Annotated in this window: 10 protein-coding genes; 4 read left to right on the top strand and 6 right to left on the bottom strand. The window is 30.3% G+C overall.

Translation table 11 applies throughout. The features are described from left to right. Positions 1-77: 77 nt before the first annotated feature. Complete coding sequence (locus BX659_RS15305; RefSeq protein WP_097019148.1) at positions 78-647, bottom strand: TnsA endonuclease N-terminal domain-containing protein; 570 nt, start codon at positions 645-647, stop codon at positions 78-80. A gap of 138 nt (positions 648-785) precedes the next feature. Between BX659_RS15305 and BX659_RS15300 the strand changes: the two genes are divergently transcribed. After that, positions 786-1427, top strand: a complete 642-nt coding sequence (locus BX659_RS15300; protein ID WP_097019147.1) for a hypothetical protein — start codon at positions 786-788, stop codon at positions 1425-1427. A gap of 190 nt (positions 1428-1617) precedes the next feature. Here BX659_RS15300 and BX659_RS15295 read toward each other — a convergent pair whose 3' ends face one another. The 3 genes from BX659_RS15295 to BX659_RS15285 are packed head-to-tail and all read right to left on the bottom strand — an operon-like array spanning position 1618 to position 2541. Beyond that, complete coding sequence (locus BX659_RS15295) at positions 1618-1800, bottom strand: hypothetical protein (protein ID WP_097019146.1); 183 nt, start codon at positions 1798-1800, stop codon at positions 1618-1620. A gap of 50 nt (positions 1801-1850) precedes the next feature. Then, positions 1851-2306, bottom strand: a complete 456-nt coding sequence (locus BX659_RS15290) for a tyrosine-type recombinase/integrase (protein ID WP_216358843.1) — start codon at positions 2304-2306, stop codon at positions 1851-1853. Continuing rightward, on the bottom strand, positions 2233-2541 hold the full coding sequence (locus tag BX659_RS15285) for a nucleotidyltransferase domain-containing protein (RefSeq protein ID WP_172431982.1): 309 nt from the start codon (positions 2539-2541) through the stop codon (positions 2233-2235). The genes BX659_RS15290 and BX659_RS15285 overlap by 74 nt, the downstream gene beginning before the upstream one ends. Before the next feature lie 275 nt (positions 2542-2816). Between BX659_RS15285 and BX659_RS15280 the strand changes: the two genes are divergently transcribed. Next, positions 2817-3842 (top strand): tyrosine-type recombinase/integrase, encoded by a 1026-nt coding sequence (locus tag BX659_RS15280; RefSeq protein WP_097019143.1) that lies wholly within the window; start codon positions 2817-2819, stop codon positions 3840-3842. Positions 3843-4484: 642 nt separating this feature from the next. Beyond that, positions 4485-5690, top strand: coding sequence for a replication initiation protein (locus tag BX659_RS15275; protein WP_097019142.1), 1206 nt, complete (start codon positions 4485-4487; stop codon positions 5688-5690). 559 nt (positions 5691-6249) lie between these two features. Here the strand turns inward: BX659_RS15275 and BX659_RS15270 are convergent. Further along, complete coding sequence (locus tag BX659_RS15270) at positions 6250-6642, bottom strand: type II toxin-antitoxin system death-on-curing family toxin (protein WP_097019141.1); 393 nt, start codon at positions 6640-6642, stop codon at positions 6250-6252. Beyond that, positions 6639-6863, bottom strand: a complete 225-nt coding sequence (locus tag BX659_RS15265; RefSeq protein WP_097019140.1) for an AbrB/MazE/SpoVT family DNA-binding domain-containing protein — start codon at positions 6861-6863, stop codon at positions 6639-6641. The genes BX659_RS15270 and BX659_RS15265 overlap by 4 nt, the downstream gene beginning before the upstream one ends. Before the next feature lie 353 nt (positions 6864-7216). On the opposite strand from BX659_RS15265, the gene BX659_RS15260 reads away from it, so the two are divergent. Further along, a complete protein-coding gene (locus BX659_RS15260; protein WP_097019139.1) occupies positions 7217-8416 on the top strand; it encodes a replication initiation protein in 1200 nt (399 codons plus the stop codon). The last annotated feature ends 11 nt before the right edge of the window (positions 8417-8427 follow it).

Below are 8427 nucleotides of genomic sequence, written 5' to 3'. Positions count from 1 at the left end.
GAAGCATTTGAAGACCAAGTAAGAGAAATTTTATATAACTAAATACACAAATTATTACAGTTTGAAATTAGTTCAATTTAATATTGCAATTTAAGTTTATTTATTTTTATACTATCAGTATCTAATATGGCAAGTTCTTTATCTTCCATATAGATATTATTTCTATAGGCTAGAGGTAGAATCCAGTAATTTTCTAAGATATATCTATTTTTTATTTTGAGGTAGTCTTCATAAGGTAAATTACCTCTTTTAGTTATAATTTTGATAATTTCTTTTTCAAAGTGTTGATCAATAGGATAACTAATAGCCTCATCTAGAGAGTACTTTCCATTGGTTGAAATTAGATAACCATAGCCATTATTCTTAGAGATTGTCTTTAATAGTTCTAATTTAATTCTACTTCTTAAGCTTGTTAGATCAAAGTAGTTCTTGATTTCTATTAAAATTTGACTATTATCCTGTAATACAACTAATATATCAGGATAATAATTCCATCTATTATTATGGCTTAATCCATTGTAGTTGAATTTAACATCATAATCTATCTGAAATGGCTGAGGAAAATAATACTTTACCTGTGAATTAGATTCTAACATTAAAAAAAACTTTCTTTCTAAATTAGAGTCATAATTAATCTCTCTATCCATCCTTTATGATACAGCCTTGTATTAAATAATTTTAATCATATAGATATAAATTAGTTTACTTTATAATCCAAATTTGAACTAATAATTTTAATATGGTAAAATCATAAACATAATAACATTATTAACCAGGGGGTAAAAATGAGAATCTCTAATCAAAACTTAATGAGATATAATCATGATAGTCTTAAAAGCAATATTAAACCAATCCAAACTAGTGATTATATCCAAAATAATTTTAAAAGCCATCTACAAGCAATTGAAGATATTGATAATCGAATAGCTAATCCTAATCAGCAATTTAATCACTATAATGGAATTCTTGATGATATCAAAGATCAAGTTCAAAAACCAAATATTATCAATAATAGTGTTGAAATTAGAAAAGGAGATGTATTTAGCTTAGGTGAGTATCAAGGTAGAAAAATCATTGCTAAAAGAAAAGATAATGGATATTTATTTTCTAGTAATGGCGGAGGAGCAATTAAATATACAGGAAGCAAAGTAATAGCAAGGCAAGAAAGAATAGCTAATATTGTAGGCTCTTTTACTAAAGAACAACACCAAGCAGCTGGAAGAACAACAGCAGTATTATCGTCATTATTATTAGTGGCTGATGGAAAGGAATCAGTTAACTTCTTTAATGAAAAGTTTTCTTCTACAGAATATAATGATATAGGTGTCAAAAAAGAAATTTCTCGTATCGGACTTAATGTTAATGATATTTTTATAGTCAATGGAAAGAAGCTTAAGTTTAATGAAGGAAATTTAGTTAATTTATAACTATTTTTTAGACATATCTCTGCTAGTGATTTATTAAAAGAAAGAAATACAGAAGGGTTTAGGGAATGCAGATTGACTAGAACAATGACTTATAATTATTGTGTTGATAAAAAGCTGGGAAATTAGTTGAAAAGTTTTAGAGGATAGACTGTTAACAGTCTATCCTCTTTAGCTTAAATCTATTATTTTTCTAGTGTCTAGCTTTCTTCTTTATCTCTTCTATCTCCTCTTTGGATAAACCACTGGCAGCAACTATTTTATCTAATTCTACTTGCAAGTCCAATAAGTTCTTAACCATTTCTGATTTACCCTCTAACTTTCCCTTATTTTTGGATATTTGATAAAGATTGGTCATATCTTCACTAATACCCAATTTATCATTGCCTCCTAATTTTTCATTAATATTTTCATAAAATTTATCTTCTAATTTGAACTTCTTCTAGATACCTTCATTGCTTCTTCTAGCTCATCATCTACTATATGAATATAGATCATGGTAGTAGATAAATCCTCATGTCCTAAAGCTTTCTGGACCAATCGAATATTTTTAATCTCTCGATATAAATCAGTAGCAAAGGTATGGCGTAAAGTATGAGGACTTACATCTTTAGCTATTCCTGCTTTCTGACTATAGTTACTTACTACTTTGTAAAAGTTATTAGAATTGAGTTTGTTTCCTGTTAAGGTTGTAAATACTAAGTTATCTTCATTTACTGCTACCCTCTTAACTAGTTCATCAACTTGTCTTTGTTTCCACTGCATTAACTCTTCTAAAGTTTCTTCCTGTACCCATAAGATCCTATCCTTACAAACTAGCACCTTCTTCCATAATAAGGTGCTCAAAGCTACTATCCAAACTGGCTTTTTGATAAAATTCATCTTCATTATAGACTAATAAATCAAGAGGATAATCTATACTTGTTGAGAGATTCTTTCTTATTTCCCTCATAATATCTAATTTTCTTTTCTTCTCAGAAGTTATAATACATAAATCTATATCGCTCTCTTCATCTTGATTTCCAGTAGCATAAGAACCAAATAAAATTATCTTTTTAGTATCTATTAGTTGAGCTATCTTGTTAGATAATTCTTTTAAGTCGCTTTGATTTAACACCTTAATCACCTCTTTATCTATAGTATAGCATATTAAGTATTATCCTAATTATATCATAGATTTAGATCAAATTTAAAAAAGCTAATTATCTCTGTGTTTTTATTGAATCTTTTTTATTATTGTTCGGCTTTTAGACAAGTTATTGCTGTGCTTCTTTATTATATTTATTTACTCTATATATAATAGCGGAAATAGGGTGGTTATAGGCTTTGTTTTTGAACTTGTTACAATGTGTATTGAAACAAGTTCAAAAGTGATAATTAAAAGTTAAGAATGTGGAAGAACAGAAAGATGAATTAGTCATAAATGAACAGGTCAAAACTGAAAATAATCATCAAAAAGTTATTACAAAAACACCAGGTAAAAGGGGTAGACCTAAGCAGCTTAAAAATTTCTTCTTATTCTTACAGTCAGCAGGGCGAAGTAAAAACACGATCCAATCTTATAAATCTGATATGAGGTTCTGGAAAGAAATTGCTAATGGCAAAAATAAGACAATCTATAACCTAAGTTTGGAGGATATCAAGAGAGCTATCGCAGATAAGGATATTAATACTGTTAAGCGTAGGATCAGTTCTTTAAAGCAATTAGCTAAATGGTATTTAAGGGATGGGTATTCTAAGCTACATATTGAGCTAGATAAGGTAGTTTTAGGTCAAGGTAAGCAGAGAATCCCCAAAGCTAAAAGTGAGGATAAATTTATTGAAATCGGGGAACATGCTAAAGAGTTAATCAACAAAGGACAACGTGAAGGTATCTGGTTAGGTCTAATGCTAATGTGTGGATTGAGGATTGGTGAGATTAAGACTGTGATGTTGGCTGATGATGATTGTGTAAGTGTAGTAGAAAAAGGAGGTAAAGAGAGAAAGATTCCTGCTCCCAAATGGTTACTAGAGGCTTTAAAAGAGTTTCAAGCTGAAGGAAGAGGTGGCTATAAACAGCAGCAACAGACTGTGGATTATTATTTAAGACAGCTTGGTTATGAAAAGTTCCATAACCTACGTCATACTTTTGCGACCATGTTATTAAAGAGTGGGATTCCTTTAAGGGAAATCCAGCAGCTGTTAGGGCATAGCTCGGTGGCTACTACTCAGATTTATGCTCAAGCTAAAGTTACTAAAGGGGTTACTTTAGAAAACAATTTCACAGTAATAATTATGAAAATTATCGCTGTTATTACCATACCTATAACAGAGACTATCTTATATTGTTTAATAATGGCTTTGCTAGGCTCATTTTGCTCATCGAACATCCATCTTCTTCCAAACCAGAAAGATTTAACAGGGTTCTTGAAAGTATAGAAAAACATTAGAAATAAACAGATTATAAAAGAATAAGAAATAAAATAAGAGATAAATAGCTCCCCAAATGATTGATTCATAAAAATCCTCCCCTTCTTCATTAATTTTATTTTAACATATTATCATATATATGGATAATAATTATCTGTTAGAAAAACTATTATAACTCGCTTAGACTAAGCACTTCCTAATTTAACTTTATGGGACACTAATCTTACTCAGAAGGCAGAGAATATCTAGGGTGGGTGCGAAGTAGAATAAGAAATGGTAGAGCTAGAATTTTTTTGAGATTATTAACAATAACATAATAAATTTAGTTAAGTAAAATATTTGAGAAGGATACTCTGAAAATAGTTGTTTAACTAGAAAAATACTTTTGTAGTTGTTTTAATAGTTTTAATAAGTTTTAAAGAGTTTTCCGCTATGGACAAACCCTTGTGGTTATGGGATTTTTTAAATTTAAAAACGACGTTTACCTTGTTTAATGCGACAAATGTCTTGTTAAAAATGACTTTTCCCTTGTCTAAAACGACAGATATCTTGTTTAAAGCGACGTTTACCTTGTTAAAAACGACACTTTCTTTACTTGTCGTTTTTGTTTGTGTATAATATAGATATATATTATAAAATAGGGTGTGAGCTATGAAAAATAAACAAAATAATCTGATTGTAAAACATAATAAGCTTATAGAAGCGAAATATAAGTTATCATTGCAGGAACAGAAGTTGATTTTGATACTTGCAAGTAGAATCAATAAAGATGATGAAAATTTTAATAAGCAGGTTTTCTCTGTAATAGAGTTAGCAGAAATTTTAGGTATTAATAAAGAGTGGTATTATTCAGAGATAAAAGAGGTAACAAAAAAATTAATCAATAGAGTTATTGAAATAAGAAAAGGAAATAAATTTCTACAGGTAGCTTTTTTAGAGTATGCAGAGTATCTAGAAGATGAAGGTACTGTTGAGTTACAGTTCTCAAGTAAGTTGAAGTCTTATTTCCTACAATTAAAAAATAACTTTACTAAATATTATCTCAAGAATGTTATAAAATTTGAAAGCATTTATTCTATAAGAATTTATGAGCTATTAAAACAGTATGAGAGAATTAAAAGTAGAAGGTTTGAAATTAAGAAGTTAAAAGAGATTTTAGGGATAGAGGATAAATACAGTAGATACTATGATTTTAAAAAAAGAATACTATTTCAAGCTCAAGAGGAAATCAATGAAAAGAGTGATTTAGAGATTGATTTTGAAGAGATGAAGACAGGTAGAAAGGTAACTGCAATTAAGTTTATTATTAAGAAGAAGAAAAATCTACCGAAAGAATTAAGATTTAAAGAGAATATTGAAAAACAAGAATACTCTCCAGAAGTTATAGAATTATTTAGGCTCTTGCCCCAGCAGGAACAGCTAGAGGCTCATAAAAAGGAGCTAGAAGGTTTATTAACTGAACATAGTTTTAGATATTTAAAGGCTGATATTGACTATGCTAAAAAGGCTCAGCCTGATAATTTTATGGGTTTTTTAAAGGCTTCCTGTCAAGGGGGACATTACTCTACTGCTGAGATGGAGAAGAAAGCCAAGGAAGAAGAGTTGGCTAGGAAGAGGGAAGAGGCTGAGAGAAAGAGAAGAGAGCTGGAGGAAAGAATAGAGAAGAAGGCTAGAGAGATGGCTGTAGAGAGGTATGTACTGTTAGCAGAGAAAGAGCTAAAGAAGTATAATCAGGAATATGAAAAGATGACTGAAGTGGTGCCAGAGAAGTTCAGACCTAATAAGAAAGATTTTATAATTGGGGCTTTAGAAGATAAGTTTAAGGAAGAGTTAAGGGAATTGATAATTGAGAGTTGAAAATTGAGAATTAAGGTAAAAAGCTATTAAAGTTTTTAAATTATCAGTTCTCCATCCTACATTCTCAATTATATTTTATCGGCTAATGATAAGGGGAGGCAAATAAGTGATAGGAAAACTCAGTTCCGACTTAGTTTTAGGTTGGGGCTGAGCTTTTTTAGTTGTGATATGAGTTCAAAGAATCAACCAGCTCAATTGGGGTATACGTGTTGACTAGTAATTGAACAGTTTATGCGACGGGATCAAAGTCCCAACATGAGGTACGTTCTTCATCCTGGCTTTAATTTGACTCTTATTATAATAATAAATAAGGGTACATACCAGATTGAACTGATTATGTACCCTATTATACGAACATGGAGTTAGCGACATTCAGCTTGTTGGATACAAGTGAACTGATGAGTAACTTATGAAATTCAGCGGTTGGAATGTAGATTGAGAGGGGTAGCGTGAATGTTATGAACCCCAGGAACATTATAAGACATTTTGTTACCGGAAGGTTTTATAGTTTTGTTCCAAAAGAGAAACCTCTTGGTAATTTAATTTTTTACCAAGAGGTCTAGATAGAAGTAGTATTTTGTTTTAACCAATTTGTTAATTCATCTTTTGAAAGACCTTCAGAGGATAATTTTATCATTATTTTATAAGTTTCTTTCTCAGATGCAGTTATTTCATAGCCATTATTTTGAAGGAAGGTATCCATAGCAACAAGAGCAATTCGTTTATTACCATCTAAAAATGGATGATTTTTGCATAAGTGAAATCCATAGGCTGATGCCATTTTGAATATATTATCATGCAGATAGTTCCCTTCAAAAGTGCTCTTAGGTTGCTCTATAGCAGAATCTAAAAGTTTTTCATCCCTTATACCTGTGCTACCACCATAGATTTGGATAAGTTGCTCATGGAAATAGAGTATAGCTTTTTTAGGAATAAAATTTATATCTTTCATTTAGATAATTCTTTCAAAGTATTTTTAAATTTTTGATTGGTTTTTTCAAAAGATTTAGTCCATTCTTCAAATTCAGGGTCATAAGGAGTTAAGGTAAAACCATCATTTTCTTCAATAAGATGAAGTTCTTCTCCTTCTTTTAAATGATATTTTTCCATGAGTTCTTTAGGAATAGTAAAGCCATAACTGTTTCCAACTTTACGAATTTTTATAGTTTGCATAGTTATCACCTCACTAATATTATAACATTTGTATTACATATTATTCAATAATAATTTAAAGGTCAATTAAATAAGGATAACAGATAAATATCCTTCCTTTCTGATAGAGTCTATAGTTGTTGTATATCTTTTAAATCTTATAAATCTTTAGGGTTGGACAAGCCCTATTGTAGCAAAGATTTGCAGGAAAATATGACTACAAATTAAGGAGATATAGCTACATATTAAGGAATTATGACTACAGATTAAGGGGATATAACTACAAATTAAGGAGATATGACTACTTAGTATTGTTGTGTGTGTAGTTGTATTGTGATATGATTTAGAAGAGGTAAAGAATAGGAGGAGTATAGATGAAGAAGGAGATGTTGAATAAGCCCAATCAATTAATAAGTATTATTCCTGAACAGAAGGTCACTACCACTCAAAGAAAAGCATATAATAGTTTTTTAAAGTATGCACAAAGGAAATTAAAGTTTGAAGATTATAAAGAAAACATATTCAAGATTCCTTATAATGAATTACATAAAAGAGCTAACCTCAAAAATAAGAATACTGAGTATATATATCAAGAGTTAGAAGGGTTAATGAAGACTACTGTTAAGATAGTTGATAAGGAAAATCCGGATAACTGGAAAGCATTTACCTTATTAAGTTATATTGAGAGAAAGGATGATTTTTACTATTATGAATTGAACCATTTTATTATTAATGCATTAAAGGAGCAACAGTTCTTTACCCCTTTGAATTTGATGATGATAAAATCTTTGGATAGCCAATATTCAATAATTTTCTATGAATTAGCTATTAGATATCAAAAATATAAGATACCAAAGATGAGTATTGAAGAGGTTAGGAAGTTAACTAATACTGAAAGTGAATATAAGCGATTCTATAATTTTAGAAAGAGAGTTTTAGATATGGCTTGTGAAGAGATAAGTGAAAAGACTGATATCAAATTATCCTACTCTACTGAGAAGAGAGGGCGAAGAATTGCTTTTATTGACTTTAAAATTGAGAAGAAGCAAGAAGAGATAGGTATTGAAATTAAAGTTAAAGAGCAGTCATATTCCCCACAAGTTTTAGAACTATTCCAGCTACTGCCTAGCTTAGAACAAATAGAAGCTAATAAAAGAGAGTTAGCTCAGCTCTTAAAAGAGCATAGCTTGAAATATTTGAAAGCTGATATCGAGTATGCTAAAAAGACTCAAGCAGATAATTTTATGGGCTTTTTAAAGGAGTCCTGTGCAGGTGGACATTACTCTAGTGTTAAGCTAGAAAAGCAGGAACGTAAAGAAGAGTTGGCAAGACAACAGGAGCAAAAAGAGCAGAAAAAGAAAGAGTTAGAGAAAAAGATCAAACAAAAAGCTCATCAAAAGGCTAAGGAGAAGTATGAGCAGTTATCTGAAAAAGAGATAGCAAGTTATGCCAAAGACTATGAGAGCTTGCCGAAGATGCTTAAGGAGAAGGTATCGAAAGAGGAGTTTGTGTTAAGAGCGATTGAGGAGGAGATAGAAAAAGATTTAAAGGAATTGTCTGAATTGATCATGTAAATAATCGATCT

It is taken from the genome of Orenia metallireducens (assembly GCF_003001995.1).
GTDB lineage: Bacteria > Bacillota > Halanaerobiia > Halobacteroidales > Halobacteroidaceae > Orenia > Orenia metallireducens_B.
The sequence above is the reverse complement of the archived record's forward strand: the minus strand, read 5'-3'. Positions and strand labels throughout refer to the sequence as shown.

Coding starts and splice junctions, on each gene's coding strand:
- BX659_RS15305 (WP_097019148.1), bottom strand. CDS start 647: ATGGATAGAGAGATTAATTATGACTCTAATTTAGAAAGAAAGTTTTTT.
- BX659_RS15300 (WP_097019147.1), top strand. CDS start 786: ATGAGAATCTCTAATCAAAACTTAATGAGATATAATCATGATAGTCTT.
- BX659_RS15290 (WP_216358843.1), bottom strand. CDS start 2,306: ATGAATTTTATCAAAAAGCCAGTTTGGATAGTAGCTTTGAGCACCTTA.
- BX659_RS15275 (WP_097019142.1), top strand. CDS start 4,485: ATGAAAAATAAACAAAATAATCTGATTGTAAAACATAATAAGCTTATA.
- BX659_RS15270 (WP_097019141.1), bottom strand. CDS start 6,642: ATGAAAGATATAAATTTTATTCCTAAAAAAGCTATACTCTATTTCCAT.
- BX659_RS15265 (WP_097019140.1), bottom strand. CDS start 6,863: ATGCAAACTATAAAAATTCGTAAAGTTGGAAACAGTTATGGCTTTACT.
- BX659_RS15260 (WP_097019139.1), top strand. CDS start 7,217: ATGAAGAAGGAGATGTTGAATAAGCCCAATCAATTAATAAGTATTATT.